Here is an 18823-nt window from a genome sequence, read left to right on the forward strand (position 1 = left end):
GGCTCGGGCGGAGCGCCGCACGTCAGTTCAACATCTCTGGGGGCGAGCCGTATGCCACAACTCAGCGTGATCGTTCCATACCACAATGTGGAGCCGTACTTTGAAGAATGCCTGGCGTCGATCCGGGACCAGACATTCGACGATCTCGAGGTCATCTGCGTGGACGACGGATCGCTGGACGCGAGTGCGGTCATAGCCAAGGACTACGCGGCGCGGGACCCGCGTTTCCGGCTGGTGGTCCAGGAGAACCAGGGCCTCGGTCCCGCCCGGAACACCGGGGTGAAGTACGCGTCGGGGCGTTACCTGGCGTTCGCCGACAGCGACGACATCGTCCCTCCCCGTGCCTACGAGCTCCTGGTGGGCTCCCTGGAGCGGAGCGGATCCGACATCGCCTCGGGCAACGTGCAGCGGCTCACCTCCGAAGGGCTGGTCCAGTCCTGGGCGCACCGCAACGCCTTCAGAAAGAACCAGACCGGCACGCACATCACCAGGAACGTGCATCTGCTCTTCGACCGTTCGGTATGGAACAAGGTCTTCCGGCGCTCGTTCTGGGACACCCTGGGCATGGAGTTCCCCGCCAGGCTGTACGAGGACATGCCGGTGACCATCCCCGCCCACGTGCGCGCCCGGGCCGTGGACGTGCTCTCCGAGGTCGTCTACATCTGGCGCCTGCGCGAGGGGTCCATCACCGAGCGCCGCTTCCGCGCGGAGAACGTCACCGACCTCATGATCTCCGTCTCGGAGACCGCGCGGTTCCTTGAGGAGCACACACCCGGGCTGCGCCGTGTCTACGAACGCGACACCCTCTTCAACGACCTCCGGGTGGCGGTCGAGGCGCTCGCGGCGGGCGTCGAGCCTGATCTCCTGCTGGAGGTCGTCTGCTCCTACCTCGACACCGTCGGACGGAAGGCGCACCTGGAGCTGCCCGCGATCCGCCGGCTGCAGATCCAGTTGATGCACCGGCGCATGGTCACGGAACTGGCCGAGGCGGTCCGGTTCGAGCGGGACAGCATGGAGGACGCCCGCGTACGGCGGGGCCTGCTGTTACGGCGCAAATGGTATGCCGACTATCCCTTCCGGCGCGGGTACGGGATCCCCCGCTGGGTCTTCGACGTCTCGCGAGAGCTCACGATGACCGGGCGGCTGGAGAGCTGGGAGTGGGGAGAGGACCGGTTGCGCGGTGAGGGCAGGGTGAAGCTGCCCGGTGTCATGGTGGGGGCGGCGGCGTCGTGCGCGATCGACCTGTGGCTGTACGACCGCTCCACCGGCACGGTGTTGCCGTTGCCGGTGGAGCGGGACGACCTCGGGTTCGCCTTCGACTGCGACCTCGGATCGCTCCCCGGGCAGGTCTGCAGGTGGGAGCTGTGGGTCAGGTTCACCGTGGACGGGATCATCCGGGAGGCGCGGCTGCGCAACCACGGTCCGGTGCCCGCCCCCCGCGAGGCCGACGACGGGATGTGGATTCAGCCGCTCACGGACGACAAGGGGTTCGCGGTCCTCACGGTGAGGCGTCCGAGGGCGGCGGTGACCGGGTGCGAGCCGGACGGGGACCGGCTGCGGATCCTCGGATGGCACGCCGAGCAGGAGAACGCCGAGGGCGTCACCCTGGTGATGAGCGTCATGGACGGCCTCGTGCGGACCTATCCCGTCGAGACCGCCCCGGCGCGAGACGGCCGCAGGGAGTTCGTCGTGGGCCTGCCCGCCGAGGACCTGCGGGTCGAGCAGGAGACAGCCACCTGGAACATGTTCCTGTCCGGAATGGCCGACGGGAAGCCGCTGCGGATGCCCGTGGCCCTCCAGGATCTTCCCGAGTGGGAGATGGACGGGTGGGAGATCCAGGTGGCGCGCACATCGCGCGGAAACATGGCGCTGAGAGTCCAGTGGAGCGAAAATGATCATTGATGGACGACCCGTCGGCGTCGAGGTCGCGCCGTACGTCATCGCGGAGATGTCCGGGAACCACGACGGCGAGCTCGCCACGGCGATGAAGATCGTCGATGCGGTGGCGGCGTCGGGAGCGCACGCGCTCAAACTTCAGACCTACCGCGCGGACACGATCACCATCGATGCCGACGGACCGGAGTTCCGGGTGTCCCGGGGGCACGACCTGTGGGGTGGCGAGCGTCTCTACGATCTCTACGAGCGCGCGCACACGCCCTGGGAGTGGCACGGGCCGATCTTCGAGCGGGCGCGGTCGATGGGGCTGACCGTCTTCTCCAGCCCGTTCGACCCGACGGCCGTGGACCTTCTGGAGAGCCTGGGAGCGCCCGCCTACAAGATCGCCTCGTCGGAGATCGTGGACCTGCCGCTGATCCGCCGGGTGGCGCGGACCGGGAAGCCTCTGATCATCTCGACCGGGATGGCGAGCCTGGGGGAGATGGACGCGGCGGTTCAGGCGGCCAGGGGCGCCGGGTGCGGGCACCTGGTCCTGCTGGGGTGCACGGCGGCCTATCCGGCGGCGGTGTCCGACAGCAACCTGCGCAGGCTGCCCGCGCTGGCGGAGGCGTTCGGGGTGCCGGTCGGGCTGTCGGACCACACTCCGGGCATCGGCGCCGCGGTGGCCGCGGTCGCGCTCGGTGCGTGCGTCATCGAGAAGCACGTGACGCTCGACAGGGCGGGCGGCGGCGTCGACGCGGCGTTCTCGCTGGAGCCGGACGAGCTGTCGGCCCTCGTCGTCGAGAGCGACCGCGCCTGGCAGGCACTCGGCAGCGCCGTGGTCCGTCCCGTGTCCGCGGAGAGTGAGGGGATGCGCTTCCGCCGATCCCTGTACGTCGTGGCCGACGTCCGCGCCGGCGACGTGGTGTCGGAGAGCAACGTCCGTTCGATCCGTCCTGCGGGAGGGCTTCCACCGGACGCGATCACGACGGTGGCCGGCCGGACGTTCCGTCGCGACGCCGTCCGGGGGACCCCGCTCACCTGGGATCTGATCTGACCGGCTCACGACGGGGACCCGGCGTGGCCGCAAGGCCCGCCGGTCCGCGAGGTGGCCGAGCCGAGGGTCCGCCGGTCCGCGAGGCGGCGGAGCCGAGGGCCTTTGGGGCCTCCCGGCGGTGTCATCGGAGCGCCGGGCCGCCCACAGTGGTCAAGGATCGGCCAGACTCGCGTCATTTAAACGCATGCTTCAGGCGTCTATCCGGCATTCTCCTCATTCTCGTGGAGAGGGAGCGCGCCCGGACCCGCTCCGGATCCCGTCTGGATCACCCAGGTCGGTCCGGATTCTGAGGATGTTGGAGGCTGACGCTTTGTCGCCGCTTCTGAGTATTGTTGTCCCTTTTTTTAACGTGGAACCTTATTTTGAGGAATGCCTGACCTCGATCGCCAGGCAGACGCTCCGCGATCTCGAAGTCATCTGCGTGGATGACGGGTCACTCGACGGCAGCGCCGTCATCGCCAAGGCGTTCGCCGAGAAGGACGGCCGCTTCCGGGTCGTCCACCAGGAGAACGCCGGGCTGGGGCCGGCCAGGAACATCGGGGCGCTCCACGCGACCGGTGAGTACCTGTGTTTCATGGACAGCGACGACGTGCTGCCCGTCGACGCCTACGAGCTGCTGGTCTCCTCGCTGCGCGAGTCGGGTTCGGACCTCGCGTGCGGCAACGTCCTCTTCCTCAACTCCACCGAGACCTGGCGCTCCGGCCTGCACTTCCGGCCCTTCCGGGAGACCGTGCGGCAGACGCACATCACCGCGCGCCCCGAGCTGCTCCTGGACCGCACGGCCTGGAACAAGGTCTTCCGTCATGACTTCTACCGGGAGCACGGCTTCGGATTCCCCTCCGGGCTCTACGAGGACGCACCCGTCACCGTCCCGGCCCATGTGCTGGCGCGCTCGGTCGACGTGCTCGGCGACGTGGTCTACTGCTGGCGGCAGCGGGAGGCCGGAGACCCGTCGATCACGCAGAGCCGTACCGTCCCCGGCAACCTGGAGGACCGGGTCGCGTCGATCACACGGGTCCAGGCGTTCCTGGCCGATCACGCCGCTCCCGCGCTCCGGCGTCAGTTCGACGAGTTCGTCCTCCGCAGTGACCTCACCCTCTACGTCAACGCGGTCCTGGACGCCGGCGAGGACTACCGGAGGCGGCTGGTGGAGAACGCGGGAGCGCTCGTCGAGCGCATGGACCCCGGCATCCTGTCCGAGCTCCCCTGGGAGCAGCGCCTGGTGTTCGAGCTGCTGAGACGCCGCAAGCCGGACGAGCTCACCGAGGTGCTGGCCGATCGGCGGGAGGGCGTTTCCCACGGGATGACACGCCGCATGTTCGGCTGGTACGCCGACCACCCGATGATGCGCAGGAGCGTGCTGCCCAGAGAGGTCTTCCGCGCGGGCGACGGTGACCTTCCCCTGATCTGCCGGGCCGACCAGATCGAGCTGCCGGACGGCGGAGACCACCTCCGGGTGTCCGGCCGCGCCTACATCAAGGGCATCGACCTGCCGCAGAAGGAGTCGTCGGCCGTCACGGCGACGTTGCGCAACATCCGGACCGATCGCGTGATCGACCTGCCGGTCCGGCGGCTGCTCCGCACGGACGTGACCGCGGCACCCCACCGCGAGGCGACCTGCTACGACTGGTCGGGGTTCGAGGTCGACCTCGACCTCGCCGTGCTGACCCAGCCCGCCCGGAAGACCAGATGGCAACTGGAGATCCAGGTCACCGCGCAGGCCGTACGGCGATCCGGCCCGCTGACCGCCACCGTGAGCAGCGACGTCCGCCGGCTCCCCGGCATCGCGGTACCCCCCCGAGGCACCCTGCACGTGGACGTGAACGCCGACGACGAGGTCCTGCTGCGGGTCCAGCGGATCCAGGGTGAGGCGGAGGTCCGGGCCGAAGACGAGGGGGCGTTCGAGGTGTCGGGCTGGGTGGCGTCCGACGGCCAGGCCGGGTCGGGCGGGACACTGCTGGCACGGCTGCGCCGGGGCGGCAGGGAGTTCGGCGTCCCCGCGCTCTGCACGCCCCTCGGCGGCGGGCGGATCGGTTTCAGGGCCCGCCTGCCCGTCGCGGGACTGCTCCCGGCGGATCTGCTCGGGGAGGACACGGCCGGTCCGCAGATCGACCCCGATCCCCGATGGGATCTGTTCCTCGTCACCGGATCCGATCTGCACCGCAGGCTGACGGCCGGGCCCGTGGCCGCCGAGGCGTACGTGACCGCGGGGGAGCGCGAGGTCGGTGTCGTCGCGACCGGGTTCGGTCCCCTCAGCGCGGTGGTCCGCCCGATCCGGCCGGTGGTGACCGAGATCGACTGGGTCGCCGACGAGGTCGTCCGCGTGGCGGGACAGTGCGCCAGGGGCGCGGACCCGCGCCGGGAGCTCGTCCTGCGTGAGGTGGGCGGCGGTGGGACGCACCACGTGCCGCTGGAGTGGGAGGGGGAGCGGTTCTCCTGCGCGTTCCCGCTGACCCGTTTCGAGCTGTACGGCGAGCAGGTGCCGCTCACCGGCGGCCGATGGGAGATCCTGGTCGGGTCCGGAGAGGAGCTGTATCCCGTCAGGCCGGCCAGGAGCCTGCTCACCGATCTGCCCGCCATCCGGACCGCCGGGATGCACACGTTCCGGGTGCGGACGTACCGGACGAACGGCGTCGCCGTCGACGTCCGGCCGGCGCTCGGCACCGACGCGGGCAACCATGCCCAGCGCTGTCTGGCCGAGCGGGACTACCCGGCCTTCAGGAAGGAGCCGCTGAAGGAGCTCGTGGTGTTCGAGTCCTGGCAGGGCCGTCACTACTCCGGCAGCCCGCGCGCGATATACGAGGAACTGCGGCGCAGGGGTGACGGCCGCGAGTGTGTGTGGATCTCCGCCGACGGCCTGGTACGGCCGCCCGAGGGAGCGCGCGTCGTGCTGCGCGACAGCCGGGAGCACTACGAGGCTCTGGCCCGTGCCGGCCACGTCATCTCCAACGGGAAGGCGCCGGACTGGTTCACCAAGCGTGAGGGTCAGACCTACGTCCGCGCCTGGCACGGCACGCCGCTCAAACGCGTCGCCCACGACGTCGCCGAGGGCCGTTTCAACAGCCGGGCGGACCGGCTGCGCAGGCTCGCCCCGGAGGTGGCCAGGTGGGATCTGCTGATCTCATCCAGTTCCTTCGCCACCTCGGTCCTGCCCGGCGCCCTCCGGTACGGCGGCCCCGTTCTCGAATCCGGCCGGCCCGGCAACGACCTGCTGCACCGGCCCGGCGGCGGCGAGGAGGCCGCGCGGGTACGCCGGGCGCTGGGCATCCCGCCGGGCAGGCGCGTGGTGCTGCACGCGCCCACCTGGCGGGACGACCAGGTGCTCTCGGGGGGCAGGCACCACCCGGGCCTCCGGCTGGACGTGGACCGGGCGCTCCAGGCACTCGGCGACGACTACGTCTTCCTGTTCCGGGACCACCCGCACACGGCCGGGACGCCCAGGCCCATCAGCCTGAACCCCCGTTTCACCGACGTCACCCGCTACCCGGACGTCACCGACCTGTTGCTCGTCGCCGACGTCCTCATCACCGACTACTCGTCGCTGGTGTTCGACTACGCGGGCACCGGCCGCCCGATGATCTTCTTCACCTACGACCTGGAGCACTACCGCGAGCGGCTGCGCGGCTTCTACCTCGATCCGGTGGAGCACGCTCCGGGGCCTCTGCTGGAGACCGCCGACGAGGTGATCGACGCGCTGGCCCGCGTCGACGGAACCGCCTCGGCCCATACCCCGGCCTACCGCGGCTTCAGGGAACGGTTCTGCCGTCTCGACGACGGGAACGCCTCCGCTCGCGTCGTCGACCACGTGTTCCCGGACTGACCCGGCGAGAACGGCCTTCCGTGCCGCGGGGAAGGCCGCGGGTGCCGGTCGCCTCCGGATGACGCTGCTGGTCAAAACCCGGTATGGAGATCCTCTCTTGGCGCCCGAGTGTCATCCATCGATCACGCAGAGTGGTCATGCTGGAACGCATGAGGGCCTATTCGTTGAACGACGTTCACGCGACCCGCAAACGAAAAGACTCCTGGTGGACGGTTTACATGGTCGATCCGGTGGCGTGCAGGCTCACCCTGCTCGTCGCCAACCACACGGACATCACCCCCAACGGGCTGACGCGTCTGTCGCTGGTTCTCGGGATGGGGTCGGCGGTCTGCTTCGCGTTCGGACAGCTCGTGGCGGGGGCCGCGCTGTTCTACGTGAGCTTCGTGGTCGACTGCATGGACGGGAAGATCGCCCGCCTCAAGGAGACGGGGACCGCGTTCGGCCTCTGGCTCGACTACGTGGGCGACCGGATCAGGGTGGTCTGCTGCGCGATCGGACTGGCGATCGGCCAGTACGCGGCGACGGGGGACGACGCCTACATCATGCTCGGGGCCGGGGTCGCCGTTCTTGACCTGTTCCGCTATGTGAACGCACCGCAGATGAAGCGCGTGCGAGAGGTGGTCAAGGAGAACAGGCTGGAGTCCCGGGCGAACGCCGGACCGGTGGTGCCCCGGCAGCCCAGGCCACCCGGGATGCCCCGCCCGCCCCGCCCGCCCCGGGTGCTCACCGTGCGACGCAGGCTCGGCCGGTTCCTCATCCGCCATCGGGTGCGGACCCATCTGATCAGCGGCATCGAGTTCCACGCCGCGGTGTTCGTGGTCGCTCCACTGGTCGGGGTGGCTGCGCTGCTGCCCGTCTCCATCGTGGCGGGAACGCTGCTCCTGCTGAACGAAGTCTTTTTGATCTACCGAATGTGGCTGTTCACGCGGGCCGTGCCTCCTGTGCCACGCCCGGAGAACGCGCAACGCGTACCTGCTTGATCATCTTTTACGGGGGTTCGTTGTCATGCAGTCCGACCGACCGATCTTTGTGATCGGCTGCCCACGCTCCGGCACCACGATGTTGCAGCTCATGTTGCATTCGCATCCGCGTATCGCGGTGCCTCCGGAGACGCGGTTCCTGGTGCCCGGCTACTACCGCAGGTTCGTCTTCGGCGACCTGCGCGAGCAGGGGAACCGGCGCAGGCTGGGCCGGTGGATCGTGAGCGACAAGGACACCAAGTTCAAGGAGCTCAAGCTTGACGGGGAAGCGCTGATCGAGAACATCGCGGCCGGACCGCCGACACTGGGCTCGGCGATGGGGATCGCCTTCCGTTCCTACGCCGAGCAGCACAGCAAGTCGCGCTGGGGCGACAAGCGGCCGAGCTACTTCCACCATGTGGACCTCCTGATGCGGCTCTTCCCTGACGCCCAGTTCGTCCATCTGATCAGGGACGGCCGCGACTGCGTCGCTTCGCTGAAGGAGATGCCCTGGTACACCAAGGACGTCTTCCACGCGGTGACCAACTGGGCCGAGGCGATCGACTACGGCCGCAGGCACGCCAAGAACCTCCCGGCCGACAGCTACTACGAGCTGCGCTACGAGGACCTGACGGCTTACCCGGAGACCGAACTCGGCAAGCTGTGCGACTTCCTGGGCGAGGACTACGACCCGGCGATGAGCGAGCCGTACCACGTGGGCAGGGTGGCGATCCCGGAGCACAAGGTCTGGCACAGCAACACCCACGGCGACGTGACCACCGCCCGGTCCGGCTCGTGGAAGACGAGGCTGGAGCCGTGGGAGGTCGCGGTCTGCGAGACCGTACTGGCCGACCGGCTGACCGCCAACGGCTACGAGCTGACCGGAGCCCCCAAGGCGTCCAAGGAGCACGTCGAGGCGTGCGAGAAGGCGGCGTCCAAACGGCGCTGGGCCCGCCGGCGCAAGGAGTTCCGTGACCGGCTGAACCGCTTCCGTGAGCCGAGCCCGGTTGCCGCGCAGCTCACCACCCGGCAACTGGGCGAGCTGGCGAAGGTCTGACAATGCAATCGGATCGACCGATCTTCATCGTGGGCTGTCCCCGCTCGGGGACGACGATGCTGCAGCTCATGACACATGCCCACGCCCGCATCGCGATTCCCCCGGAGACCCGGTTCATGGTCGCCGCCTACCAGCGGCGGCTGCATTTCGGCGATCTGAACGACCCGGCGCGGAGGCGGGAACTGGCCGAGTGGGTGGTGGGCCGCCGCCAGTCGCGCTTCCACGACCTGGGTCTGGACGGCGAGGAGGTCACCCGCCAGATCGTCGCCGGACCGCCGACGCTCGGCTCGGCGCTGGGCATCGTGCTCCGCTCCTACGCGGTCCAGCACGGCAAGCCGCGCTGGGGCGACAAGCGGCCGTCCTACTTCCAGAACATCGACGTGCTGCTCCGGCTCTTCCCGGACGCCCAGTTCGTCCATCTGATCAGGGACGGCCGCGACTGCGTGGCGTCGCTGAAGGAGATGCCCTGGTACAACGGGAACGCCTACAGCGCGGTCGCCGCCTGGGCCGAGGCGATCGACTTCGCCCGGCACGGCGCGCCCAAGCTCCCCGAGGGCAGCTACCACGAACTGCGCTACGAGGACCTGACGACGGATCCCGAGGCCCATCTGCGCAGGCTGTGCGAGTTCCTCGGTGAGGACTTCGACCCCGCCATGTGCGAGCCGAAGTCGCTGGCCGACATCGCCTGCCCCGCGCGCAAGACCTGGCACTCGCTCACCCACGAGGACGTGACCACCTCGCGGTCGGGCTCATGGAAGAAGCGGCTCGACCCCTGGGAGATCTCGCTGTGCGAGAGCATCCTCGGAGACCGGCTGGAGACCTACGGCTACGAGCTCAGCGGGGCGCCGAAGACCGAGACCTCGCGGATGGTCGCCTACGAGCGGACCGCGGCCAAGCGGAAGCTGGCCCGGGTCAAGCGGGTGGCCTTCGACCGGCTGATACGGCTCCGCGAGCCGAATCCGCTGGGCGCCCGGCTCACCTCAGGCCAGCTCGTCCTGGCCGGAGTGCCCCAGCCGCGCACCGAACCCGTCACAGCCGACAGGTGAGCTGATCGAAGAGGCCGTCCCCGTCCGGCCGGACGCCCCTCCCACCGGTCCGGAGATCAGCGGGCGACCTCGTCGAACAGGGCCTCCCACCGGTCCAGGACCCGCTCCAGCCGGAACGCCTCGACGTGTGCCCGAGCGGCGGCGCCCATCCGCCGCCGCTCCCGCACCGAGCACATCAGCCCGGCCAGCGCCACCGTGAATGCCGGCACATCGGCCGGTGGCGCCAGCAGGCCGGTCTCCCCGTCCAGGACCAGCGACCGCACCCCGCCCGACACGTCGAACGCCACCGAGGGCACCCCGTGGGAGGCGGCCTCACCGAGGACCAGGGGCAGCCCCTCGTGCTCGCTGGACAGCGCGAGCACGGACCCGTCCAGGTATTCGCGGCTCATCCCGGCGGCGGGCACCATACCGCGGAACACCACCCGCTCCGCCACCCCGCACGCCCGCGCGTGGAGGCGGAGCCGCTCCAGCTCCGCGCCCTCGCCGAGCAGGTGCAGCTCCCAGCCCTCGCCCGTCGTACGGCAGGCCTCCGCGAAGGCGGAGATCAACCGGTCGAACCGCTTGACGCCCTCCAGCCTGCCGACCCCGAGGACCCGGTGACCGGTCAGGCCGGCGGTCCGTGCCGGCCAGGTGGGCAGCGGATTGGGGATGGCCCAGGTGTTGGGCAGCAGCGCCCGCTCGGAGAACAGCCACGCGTCCTCCTCGCTGAGGAACACCGCCTTCTCCAGCTCGCCGTAGTGCTTCCTGACGGACGTGAAGTGCCAGGACCCCCGTGCGTGTCCGTAGGAGCCGTGGTACTGGCCGATCGGCAGCAGATGCTCCGGCAGCAGGGTTCTCAGCCGGGACACCACGCCCGGTGAGGAGAGCACCGCGTAACCGGCCCCCAGCTCCCGGAACAGCCCTCCGAGCCTGCGGCGTTCCCGGCGCGTGTTCAGCGGGGAGAGCCCGCCGACCGGCCTGCGGTGGATCACGTGGTGCCGGTATCCGGGCTGTTCCACGTAGCGGAACGGGTTCTCGGCCCGGTGCAGCCCGACCACGTGCACGTCGTGTCCCCGCCCGGCCAGCCCCTGTGCCAGGGTGTGGGTGACCCGTTGGATCCCGCCGAGCGTGTCGGCGTCCATGCAGGCGAACATCACGGAACTCATCTCGTCGCTCACCGCCGCCGTTCCGGAGGGGACAGCCGGTCCGGCGGTCGTGCGGCGACGGGCGAAGGCAGCCGGATCGGCCGCCGTGTGGGGGCGGGGGCGGCCCGTGCGGACGGCCGGGCCGGCACCTCGCCGAAGAAGGCATCCACCACCTTCGCCGAGGCGTGTCCCTTCTCCCGGGCACACCACGTCCTGCGGAACTCGATGTAGGTGGCGGCGAACGACGCGGCCACCCCGTTGAGGTCGCGCAACGCCTCGACCAGCTCCTCCGTGGTGGTCAGGCAGGGGCCGGGGGCGATCGCCGGAAGGTCGTGGTAGACCCCCCTCTCGTTGTCGCGGTACTCGTCCCAGTCGTCGATCAGGAACAGCATCGGCCGGCCGGTGATCGCGTAGTCGCACATCAGCGAGGAGTAGTCGGTCAGCAGCGCGTCGGAGGCCAGCATCAGGTCGTTGACCTCGGGATAGACGTCGGCCGGGCGGACGAAGTGACGCAGGTGCCGCGGCACCTTGTAGCGTTCGACCGGGTGGGGCCGGAGGATCACCACCCACTCGCCGGCGAGCGCCTCGGCCATCATGTCCAGGTCGGCCCGGATCGACCGCCCCGAGGACCTGGCCCGGTCCCGGTAGGTGGGCGCGTAGAGCAGCACCCTGCGTCCCGGGGAGATCTCCAACCGGTCCTTCGCCCGCCGTACCGCCTCGTCGTCGCCGTTGACGAGCACGTCGCACCGGGGCGAGCCGTACCGCAGCAGCGGCCCCTCGTATCCGTGGGAGGGGAGGAAGACCCTTTCGAACTCGGCGCTGGGCGCGACCAGCGTGTCCCACCGCGCCACCGCCGCCCGCCACTGCGCCCGCGGCCCGGGGAAGTCGGCGCGCAGGTCCGGCGCGTTGAAACCGACCGACTTGATGCCCTGGCCGTGCCAGGTCTGCAGGTAGCGGGTCCGCGCCGGTTTGGGATAGTCCAACGGCATGCCGTGGCTGTCCACCCAGTAGCCGGCCCTGGCCATGGTCCACAGATGGCGCCAGCTCATCCGCCGCACCAGCCTGGTGCCCGCGGGGAAGTTCCGCCGGTTCCCGGCGACGGACCAGACCATGTCGAGGGGGGCCCGCCGCCGCCTGAGCTCCTCGTAGACGTAGCGGGGATTGCCGGTGTAGCCGGCGCCGGCGTCGGCTTCGAAGAGCACCAGGTCCGGACGGGGCGGCATGATTCTGAGCAGCCCCTTGTAGGCGCGGAGCTTCACCTCCGGCCGGCCCGCCCACCTGATCGCCCTGCGGACGATCCGCCCGAGCAGGGGGACGGGACGGAGCAGGCTCCGGCGCTCCCACCGCACCCGCAGGAACGCCGCCGTTCCCTCCGCCATGACGGTGACCCGCTGGCCGGGGACGAGAGCGCTGAACGGCTCGGCGGCCGGCTCGGCGAGCAGCACGTCGGCGGTCACCCGCCCGTCGGCGCGGGCGATCCCCACCAGCGGGTCGTACCGGCCCTCGAAACCCAGGCGGCGGTAACGGCCGTGCCTGAGCGTGGCGAGGTCGACGGTCGCCTCGCTCAGGTGGCTGCCGTCGTCCTGCTCGCGCGGCGCCAGCGGCACCCGGTGGTCCTTGAACCGCAGGAACGCGGTCCAGCCGGGGTTGGCGGCGAGCACCCCGAACGGATCGTAGGTCCTGATCGTCAGCGTGACCCGGGTGCCCTCGCCGGTGAAGGTGGCCTCATGGCGGAGCCGGGACTCGGTGTAGGGCAGCTCGGCCATCCGCAGCGAGGTGATGTCCATCTTCTCGGCGGCGGCGGTGCCCCAGTAGGTCCGCCCACCCTCCTGCAGGGTGGAGCGCGGAGCGGCCTTCGGCTCGTTCAGGGACCGGGCGGCGACCACGAGCTCGTCCGCCCGGCCGTTGAGGATCAGGCCGCAGCAGACCCGGATGACCGGCTCGACCGAGGTGAAGGAACTCGGGTCGATCTCCTCCAGGTAGGGGCGGACCAGACAGGAGAACTCCTCGGCCCACACCGGGTCCCGTGAGGGCAGCGGGTTCAGGTAGACCCGCAGGTCCTGGCGGAGGAAGCGGCGCTGGCGCTCGGGGACCAGATGGGCGAGACCGTTGTCGCGCAGGATGCCGTCACTCAGCCGGGCCGCCCGGATCCGCTGCCGGACGTTGTCCATCTCCCTGATGCTCAGCGAGATGGACAGCCGCGTCTCGCTCTCCTCCGGGGACCGGTGCCACAGGTAGACGGTCCACGGGACCACGGCGAACCGCCGTGCGGCGCAGTACAGCTCGGTGGTGAAGACGTGGTCCTCGTAGTGCAGGTCCTCCCGGAAGGGCAGCCGCCGCAGCAGCTCGGCCGGGTAGAGCTTGTTGGTGCTGAAGGAGTCGAGGAACAGCTCGGGCTCCCGCGCGATCCCCTCGACGGTCCTGCGCCGGGCGAACAGCTCGGGGTAGTAGCGCTGCGTCTTGCCGTTCCACTCGTACAGCCGGGAGATCTGCCCGGTGACGAAGTCGGCGCCGGTCCGCTCGATCTCCAGGATCATGCTCTTGCAGGCATGCCTGGTCAGCCGGTCGTCGCTGTCCAGAAACATGACGTACGGCGCGCGAGCCGCCGCCACCCCCCTGTTGCGCGGTCCCCCGCAGCCACCGCTGTTGACGTCGGTGCGCAGGTAACGGACCCGGGGGTCCTCCCGCTGGAGCGCCCGCACGACCCGCTCGGTGCCGTCGGTGCTCCCGTCATCCGAAATGATCACCTCGACGTTCCGCAGTGACTGCTCCAGTACGGACCGCACGGCCCTGGGCAGCCGTGCGGCGTCGTTGTAGGTGATGACCACCACACTGCAGTCCGGCGAGTTGATCACATTTTGAGATGTTCCCGTAACTAAGGGTGGTCTTGTCTGGCTTGTTGAGTGATGACAGTTTTTTTGGCTTTATACGGAAGAAGAGGATTCCGGCTTCCGCCGGACGGGCCGGACAGGTGCGTCCGCTAGCGGCGGCGCAGGGTCCGCCGGACCAGCCAGCCGGCCAGGACGAGCCCGGCCAGGCCGGCGGCCACCAGGGCGGCGCGCTTCAGCAGGGGGATGCCCGCGATCTTCATGAGGTCGAGCGCCTCCTCCTCGGGGCTGAGGGAGGTGCGGGAGGTGCCGGCCGGGTGGGTGTCGAGGCCACGGATCTTCTCCGCCATCGCCACCTCCGGCGAGGAGGGGACGGCGGTGAGATGGCGGACCGGCTCGTTCTTCTCGAAGAACTCGTCGTACTCGCTGAAGTCCTCGCCCTCCGAGTCCGTGGCGTCCTGCGACCTCATCGGCACCTCCGCGCCCTCGGTGATCTGCTCAGCCGTGCCCTGCACGGGGACCAGCGAGGGAAGGCCCGAGACGCCCGGGCTCTCCTTGAGCAGCTCGGCGAGGTTGGCCGCGAACCTGTCGATCAGCTTGCCGCCGATCTCGGCCATCACACCCCGGCCGAACTGGGCCGGGCGGCCGGTCACGCTGAAGGTGGTCTCGACCGTGACCCTGGTGTCCGCACCGGCCGGGTGCAGCCGCGCGGTGACCTTGGCTCCGGCGGTGCCCGCCCCCCGCGACTCCTTGCCGGAGGCGTTGATGGTCAGGACATGCCCGTCCTTGTCCACGTCTTCGAACGTGGCGTCACCCAGGTAGGTCACCGTGATCGGCCCGACCTTCACCTTCATCCGGCCGGTGAAGGAGTCGCCGTTCACCTCGTCGACGGCGGCCCCCGGAAGGCAGGGCGCGACCCGTTCGACGTCGAGCAGCACCGACCACGCCTGCTCGACCGGCACCGGAACCGTGAACTCGTGCTCGAATCGCATCGCCATCGATCCGCTCCCTGTCCATCGTCCGTTTCCGCGACACTACCGGCCGCACATGGCGGCACTACCAGTCTGCCTGCCCAGCAGGCCGGGAGACGAACTCCCGGCCTGCGAAACGCCGCTCAGCCGTCCGTCGCTCAGCCGTCCACCGCTCTGGCGGCCACGTCGCTCAGCCGCCCGCAGCCCTGACCGCCCGGCCGGTCAGCACCCGCGCCAGGTGGCGGCGGTATTCGGGGCCGGCGTGCAGGTCGGCAGGGGGGGAGGTACCGGAGTCGGCCTCACCGCAGGCGTCCCTGACCGCGTCCCGCGCGCCGTTCTCACCCGCCGGCGCGGAGCTCGCCCCGCGCAGCGCGTCCTCCACCAGCCGCGCCCGCACCGGGGTCGGCCCCATGTTGGTCAGCGCGATCCGCGCCTCCCCGATGGTGCCGTTGTCACGCCGTACGGCAGCCGCCACCCCGACGATCGCCCAGGACTGCGCCGTCCGGTGGAACTTCTCGTAGTGGAAGCCCCAGCCGGGGCCGAGCTTGGGCACCCGGACGCCCAGCAGCACCTCGCCGGGTTCGAGCGCCGACTCCAGATAGTCGACGAAGAACTCACCCGCCGGGATGTCCCGCTCGCCCTCGCTGGAGCGGACGACGAACACGCAGTCCAGTGCCAGTGCGACGGCGGGCAGGTCCCCGGCGGGGTCGGCGTGGACCATCGACCCGCCGAACGTGCCGCGGTGCCGTACGGCGGGGTCGGCCACCGTGGCGGTGGCCAGTGCCAGGAGCGGGACCTGCTCCCTGACCACGCCGGAGCGGAGCACCTCGTCGTGCGTGGTGAGCGCGCCGACGAACACGTGGTCGCCCCGATCCTCCACGCCCCGCAGCCCGGGCAGCCGGCCGAGGTCCACCAGCGCGGTGGGATAGGCGAGCCGCAGGCGCAGCAGCGGCAGCAGGGACTGGCCGCCGGCCAGCACCTTGACCTCCTCGCCGGAGGAATCGGCCTCGGCGAGGAGGTGGCAGGCCTCCTCCAGAGAGGTGGGCCGGACGTAGTCGAACGGTGCGGGGATCATCGGGCCCCTCCCTCGGACGCGGGCGCGGACATCGGTGCGGGCGTCTGCCCCGACACGGGTGCGGGAGCCGGACCGGATGCGGGCACGGTCGCCCGTCCGGGTACCGGCGCGGCCGGTCCCGCCTCGGAGATCACGCGCCAGATCCGCTCGGGTGTGCACGGCATCCGCACGTCGCGCACGCCGTAGGGGCGCAGCGCGTCCACGATCGCGTTGACGACGGCCGGGGTGGAGGCGATCGTGCCCGCCTCGCCCACGCCCTTGACGCCCAGCGGGTTACTGGTCGCCGGGGTCTCGGTGCGGCCGGTGGTGAAGCCGGGCAGGTCGGCCGCCGACGGGATCAGGTAGTCGGCCATCGTCGTGGTGAGCAGGTTGCCCTCGGCGTCGTGGACCGCCTCCTCGAACAGCGCCTGGGCGATGCCCTGCGCGATGCCGCCGTGCACCTGGCCCTCGACGATCAGCGGGTTGACCACGGAGCCCACGTCGTCCACGGCCACGTAGGAGCGGATCGTGGGCTTGCCGGTCTCGGTGTCCACCTCGATCGCGCACAGGTGGGTGCCGTGCGGGAAGGAGAAGTTGTCCGGATCGAAGGTCGCGTCGGCGTCCAGCCCGGGTTCGACGCCGTCGGGGAGGTCGTGCGCGGCGAAGGTGGCCAGCGCGAGCTCCTGGATGGTCCTTCCCTCGGCCGTCCCCCGCACCGTGAACGACCCGCCGGCGAACTCGATGTCGTCGGGGGAGGCCTCAAGCATGTGCGCGGCGAGCCGGCGGGCCTTGTCCTTCACCTTCTCGCAGGCCGCCAGGACGGCGACGCCGCCCACGACCAGCGAGCGTGAGCCGTAGGTGTCCATGCCCTTGTGGGAGACCGCGGTGTCGCCGTGCAGCACGGCGATGTCGCCGAACGGGACGCCCAGCGCGTCGGCCACGATCTGGCTCCAGGCCGTCTCGTGTCCCTGCCCGTGCGGGCTCGTCCCGGTGACCACCTCGACCTTGCCGGTGGGCAGCATCCGGACCGTGGCGTGCTCCCAGCCGCCCGCGCCGTAACTGAGCGAGCCCAGCACGCGCGACGGCGCCAGCCCGCACATCTCGGTGTACGTCGAGACCCCGATGCCGAGCTGCACCGGGTCCCGCCGCTCCCGCCGGTCGGCCTGCTCGGCCCGGAGCTTGTCGTAGCCGAACAGCGCGAGGGCCTTCTCCGTCGCGGCCTCGTAGTTGCCCGAGTCGTAGGTGAGCCCGCAGACCGTCTCGTAGGGGAACTCCTCGTGGGTGATCCAGTTGCGGCGCCGTACCTCGACGGGGTCCAGGCCGAGCTCGTCCGCCAGCTCGTCCACGGCCCGCTCGATGGCGAACGTCGCCTCGGGGCGTCCGGCGCCCCGGTAGGCGTCGGTGGGCATCTTGGTGGTGAAGACGCCGGTGCAGGTGAAGTCGTAGGCGTCCACCTTGTATATGCCGCTGTACATGAACGCGCCGAGTATCGGTATGCCGGGCGTGACCAGCATCAGGTAGGCGCCCATGTCGGCGAGCAGGTCCACCCGGACACCCCTGATGCGCCCGTCCCGGTCGGCGGCCAGGGAGATCCGCTGGAGCTGGTCGCGGCCGTGGTGCACGGTCAGGTTGCCCTCGGACCGTGACTCGGTCCACTTCACCGGCCTGCCCAGCCGTCTGGTGATGAGCAGGCCGAGCACCTCTTCGGCGGTGACCTGGAGCTTGGAGCCGAAACCGCCGCCCACGTCGGGGGCGACCACACGCAGCTTGTGCTCGGGGATGCCGGTCGTCAGCGCGAGCATGACGCGCAGCACGTGCGGGATCTGCGTGGAGGAGTAGAGGGTGAAGTCGTCGCCGTCGGTGGTGGCCACGACCGCGCGGGGCTCCATGGCGGTCGGGATGAGCCGCTGCTGCACGTAGGTGCGGTCGATCACCACGGGGGCGTCGCGGAACGCCGCGTCGATGTCGCCTCCGGCGAACTTCCAGGTGAAGGCCCGGTTGCCCGCCTCGTGGACCTTGGGGCTGCCCTCGGCGAGCGCCTCGGTCATGTCGATCACCGCGTCCAGCGGCTCGTAGTCGACCTCGATCGCCTCCAGGGCGTCGGCGGCCTTGTAGCGGTCGGTGGCGACCACGCAGGCCACCGCCTCGCCGGCGTAGCGGACCTCGCTCACCGCCATGGGCGGGTGGTCGGGGATGACGATGTCCTCGGTGACCGGCCACGCGCATGGCAGGCTGCCCTGCTCGCCGGCGAAGTCCGCTCCGGTGTAGACCGCGACCACGCCGGGCTGGGCGCGAGCGGCCGAGGCGTCCACCCGGGTGATCCGGGCGTGCGCCATCGGGCTGCGCAGGAACGCCACATGCAGCATGCCGGGGAGCTGGATGTTGTCGGTCCACGTGGTCCGGCCGGTGACCAGCCGGGCGTCCTCCTTGCGCCTGCGGGCCCTGCCGACCTCGCGGGCGTCCGTGGGCTCGCCGAGCCGGCCGCTCTCGGCGATCTGCTCGTCGATCAGGCCGGCGTCGAGTTGCTCGCTCATGGCGCGGGCACCTCCTGCGGCTCCCGGGCCTTCGACATCTCCGCCGCGCCACGCCGTACCGCCCGGACGATGGTGCAGTAGCCGGTGCACCGGCAGAGGTTGCCTTCGAGCCCCCGGCGGACGGCCTCCTCCGACGGGTCCGGGTCGTCGCGGAGGAGGTCGATCGCGGCCATGATCATGCCTGGGGTGCAGTATCCGCACTGCAGGGCGTGTTCGGTGTGGAAGGCCTTCTGCATGGGGTGCCATTCGTTCCCCTGCGCCAGGCCCTCGACCGTGACGACGTCGCTCCCGTCGGCCTGTACGGCGAGCACGGAGCAGCTCTTGGCGCTCCTGCCGTCGAGCATCACGGTGCAGGCGCCGCAGTTGCTGGTGTCACACCCGATGGGTGTCCCGGTCCTGCCGAGCCGGTCTCTCAGCAGATGGACGAGGAGGAGACGCGGCTCGACCTCCTCCTCATAGGTGACGCCGTCGACGGTGACGGTGATTCGGGGCATACGT

The 18823-nt window shown here is 70.5% G+C and carries 12 protein-coding genes; 6 read left to right on the plus strand and 6 right to left on the minus strand.

The genetic code is table 11. The features are described 5' to 3' along the window. The first annotated feature begins 51 nt into the window (after positions 1 to 51). The 6 genes from FHR32_RS19645 (at position 52) to FHR32_RS19670 (ending at position 9814) form a co-directional block, all read left to right on the plus strand. Complete coding sequence (locus FHR32_RS19645; RefSeq protein WP_184755620.1) at positions 52 to 1902, plus strand: glycosyltransferase family 2 protein; 1851 nt, start codon at positions 52 to 54, stop codon at positions 1900 to 1902. Then, entirely contained in the window at positions 1892 to 2932 is a 1041-nt protein-coding gene (gene pseI, locus FHR32_RS19650; protein ID WP_184755621.1) for a pseudaminic acid synthase, read from the plus strand. Before FHR32_RS19645 ends, pseI begins: the two co-directional genes overlap by 11 nt. Before the next feature lie 349 nt (positions 2933 to 3281). Continuing rightward, positions 3282 to 6752: a bifunctional glycosyltransferase/CDP-glycerol:glycerophosphate glycerophosphotransferase gene (locus tag FHR32_RS19655; protein WP_184755622.1), complete on the plus strand. Its 3471-nt coding sequence runs from the start codon at positions 3282 to 3284 to the stop codon at positions 6750 to 6752. Between the two features lie 149 nt (positions 6753 to 6901). Further along, positions 6902 to 7732, plus strand: a complete 831-nt coding sequence (locus FHR32_RS19660) for a CDP-alcohol phosphatidyltransferase family protein (RefSeq protein WP_246466213.1) — start codon at positions 6902 to 6904, stop codon at positions 7730 to 7732. A 25-nt stretch (positions 7733 to 7757) separates the two neighbouring features. Then, the gene (locus FHR32_RS19665; protein WP_184755624.1) at positions 7758 to 8768 is read left to right on the plus strand and encodes a sulfotransferase family protein; all 1011 of its coding nucleotides are present in this window, start codon (positions 7758 to 7760) and stop codon (positions 8766 to 8768) included. Positions 8769 to 8770: 2 nt separating this feature from the next. Continuing rightward, positions 8771 to 9814: a sulfotransferase family protein gene (locus FHR32_RS19670; protein WP_184755625.1), complete on the plus strand. Its 1044-nt coding sequence runs from the start codon at positions 8771 to 8773 to the stop codon at positions 9812 to 9814. Between the two features lie 56 nt (positions 9815 to 9870). Here the strand turns inward: FHR32_RS19670 and FHR32_RS19675 are convergent, their stop codons facing one another. The 6 genes from FHR32_RS19675 to FHR32_RS19700 all read right to left on the minus strand — a co-directional run bounded on the left by FHR32_RS19675 (position 9871) and on the right by FHR32_RS19700 (position 18819). Further along, on the minus strand, positions 9871 to 10959 hold the full coding sequence (locus tag FHR32_RS19675) for a glycosyltransferase (protein WP_184755626.1): 1089 nt from the start codon (positions 10957 to 10959) through the stop codon (positions 9871 to 9873). 8 nt (positions 10960 to 10967) lie between these two features. Next, a complete protein-coding gene (locus tag FHR32_RS46735) occupies positions 10968 to 13793 on the minus strand; it encodes a bifunctional glycosyltransferase/CDP-glycerol:glycerophosphate glycerophosphotransferase (protein WP_184755627.1) in 2826 nt (941 codons plus the stop codon). Between the two features lie 125 nt (positions 13794 to 13918). Further along, entirely contained in the window at positions 13919 to 14764 is an 846-nt protein-coding gene (locus tag FHR32_RS19685) for an SRPBCC family protein (RefSeq protein ID WP_184755628.1), read from the minus strand. A 163-nt stretch (positions 14765 to 14927) separates the two neighbouring features. Beyond that, positions 14928 to 15812: an FAD binding domain-containing protein gene (locus tag FHR32_RS19690; protein ID WP_184755629.1), complete on the minus strand. Its 885-nt coding sequence runs from the start codon at positions 15810 to 15812 to the stop codon at positions 14928 to 14930. Continuing rightward, on the minus strand, positions 15809 to 18325 hold the full coding sequence (locus FHR32_RS19695) for a xanthine dehydrogenase family protein molybdopterin-binding subunit (protein WP_246466215.1): 2517 nt from the start codon (positions 18323 to 18325) through the stop codon (positions 15809 to 15811). Before FHR32_RS19695 ends, FHR32_RS19690 begins: the two co-directional genes overlap by 4 nt. Next, positions 18322 to 18819 (minus strand): (2Fe-2S)-binding protein, encoded by a 498-nt coding sequence (locus FHR32_RS19700; protein WP_184755630.1) that lies wholly within the window; start codon positions 18817 to 18819, stop codon positions 18322 to 18324. Before FHR32_RS19700 ends, FHR32_RS19695 begins: the two co-directional genes overlap by 4 nt. Between the last annotated feature and the right edge of the window lie 4 nt (positions 18820 to 18823).

It is taken from the genome of Streptosporangium album, assembly GCF_014203795.1.
In the GTDB taxonomy this organism is placed as follows: domain Bacteria; phylum Actinomycetota; class Actinomycetes; order Streptosporangiales; family Streptosporangiaceae; genus Streptosporangium; species Streptosporangium album.

Excerpts from the sequence above, each read along its gene's own strand:
- FHR32_RS19690 (WP_184755629.1), bottom strand. The coding sequence starts at position 15,812 with ATGATCCCCGCACCGTTCGACTACGTCCGGCCCACCTCTCTGGAGGAG.
- FHR32_RS19645 (WP_184755620.1), top strand. The coding sequence starts at position 52 with ATGCCACAACTCAGCGTGATCGTTCCATACCACAATGTGGAGCCGTAC.
- FHR32_RS19675 (WP_184755626.1), bottom strand. The coding sequence starts at position 10,959 with ATGAGTTCCGTGATGTTCGCCTGCATGGACGCCGACACGCTCGGCGGG.
- FHR32_RS19670 (WP_184755625.1), top strand. The coding sequence starts at position 8,771 with ATGCAATCGGATCGACCGATCTTCATCGTGGGCTGTCCCCGCTCGGGG.
- FHR32_RS19700 (WP_184755630.1), bottom strand. The coding sequence starts at position 18,819 with ATGCCCCGAATCACCGTCACCGTCGACGGCGTCACCTATGAGGAGGAG.
- FHR32_RS19695 (WP_246466215.1), bottom strand. The coding sequence starts at position 18,325 with ATGAGCGAGCAACTCGACGCCGGCCTGATCGACGAGCAGATCGCCGAG.
- pseI (WP_184755621.1), top strand. The coding sequence starts at position 1,892 with ATGATCATTGATGGACGACCCGTCGGCGTCGAGGTCGCGCCGTACGTC.
- FHR32_RS19665 (WP_184755624.1), top strand. The coding sequence starts at position 7,758 with ATGCAGTCCGACCGACCGATCTTTGTGATCGGCTGCCCACGCTCCGGC.
- FHR32_RS19660 (WP_246466213.1), top strand. The coding sequence starts at position 6,902 with ATGAGGGCCTATTCGTTGAACGACGTTCACGCGACCCGCAAACGAAAA.
- FHR32_RS19685 (WP_184755628.1), bottom strand. The coding sequence starts at position 14,764 with ATGGCGATGCGATTCGAGCACGAGTTCACGGTTCCGGTGCCGGTCGAG.